Annotated in this window: 2 protein-coding genes; one reads left to right on the forward strand and one right to left on the reverse strand. The window is 62.8% G+C overall.

What is annotated here, in order from left to right; all coding sequences use genetic code 11:
• Positions 1-52: 52 nt before the first annotated feature.
• Positions 53-712 carry a helix-turn-helix domain-containing protein gene (locus AC1D00_RS41780; RefSeq protein WP_477014729.1) on the reverse strand — a complete coding sequence of 220 codons (660 nt, stop codon included), beginning with the start codon at positions 710-712 and terminating at the stop codon, positions 53-55.
• On the opposite strand from AC1D00_RS41780, the gene AC1D00_RS41785 reads away from it, so the two are divergent.
• Positions 651-1,228: transporter substrate-binding domain-containing protein (locus tag AC1D00_RS41785; protein ID WP_477014730.1), on the forward strand; the 578-nt coding region annotated here is incomplete at its 3' end. The two genes, AC1D00_RS41780 and AC1D00_RS41785, sit on opposite strands and share 62 nt — an antisense overlap.

Here is a 1,228-nt window from a genome sequence, read left to right on the forward strand (position 1 = left end):
TGGCTCACACCTCAGGATGACGGGACGGAGAGTGTTTCCGTGGAAGGAGGGCTCACCCCGCGCCCGTCACGCAATTCACCCACAGCACCACCGCCTTCGCATCCTGCGCCGGATTGGAAAACCGGTGCGGCCTGCGGCTCGCAAACCGAAAGCTGTCGCCGGTCTTCAGCGACCAGGTCTCGCTGTCCACCGTCAATATCATCTCGCCCTCGAGCACGAGGCCGGCTTCCTCGCCATCATGGGTGTAGAGTTCGTCGCCCGCGGAGCCGCCGGGATCGATATGCACCAGGAACAGGTTGAGCCGGTTGTCGCTGCCCGCAGCGCTCAGCAATTGTTTCGAAATTCCGTTGCGCCAGAGTTTCAGTTCCGGCCGCTGAAGCCCGCGCGTCACCACCTGGTCGGAGGCACCTTCGGAACTTGGGCTGGCACCGAACAAAGCGGCTAGGCTGACGCCGAGCACGTCGGAGAGCGTTGTCAGCACGCGCAGTGACGGCGACGACAGGCCGCGCTCGATCTGGCTGAGGAAACCGATCGACAGATCCGTGCGCGCGGCGACCGTTTCCAGCGAGAATTGCCTGACGCGCCTGATATCGCGGATGCGGCGGCCGACCGCGACATCCATCGCGGGCTCGGCCGGCTGGGTGACGGCCTTGGCCGGCACCTTCTTGGCCTTCAGCTTCCTGGCCGGCTTTGCGGCGGCCGGTTTGCGCATTCTTTTGCCACCGCTCACGTCAAACCGCTTCCTTCATGTGCATGAAAACCGCTTGCATCATCTGCGAAAGTGTGACCAAATTTTCATATTGGTGAAAATAGGCCGAAACGGCTTGGCCCGCAACGTCTGCGATCAAGACATCTGCGAGCGCCGCCATCGGCCGGACCCAAAGGGGGATGCGATGGCGTTGAAGCGTTTTGGTCTGGCCGCGGTTGCGGCGCTCGCGATGGCAGCGGTGATGCCGGCTTCGGCGCAGCAGGTGCTGAAGGTCGGCTCGACGCCGACAGGCATTCCCTTCACCTTCCTCGACACCAAGACCAACACCATCCAGGGCATCATGGTCGACATCGTCACCGAAGTCGGCAAGGACGCCGGCCTCAACGTGCAGATCGAGCCGATGGCGTTCTCGGCGCTGATCCCGTCGCTGACCTCGAGCAAGATTGACATCATTGCGGCTGCGATGTTCATCACCGCGCCGCGCAAGGAGGTCATCGACTTCTCCGATCCGATCTACAC

This window comes from Bradyrhizobium sp. P2_E8, from assembly GCF_056403875.1.

Bases quoted from the DNA above. Each gene is read 5' to 3' on its own strand.
- AC1D00_RS41780 (WP_477014729.1), bottom strand. From the start codon at position 712: ATGCGCAAACCGGCCGCCGCAAAGCCGGCCAGGAAGCTGAAGGCCAAG.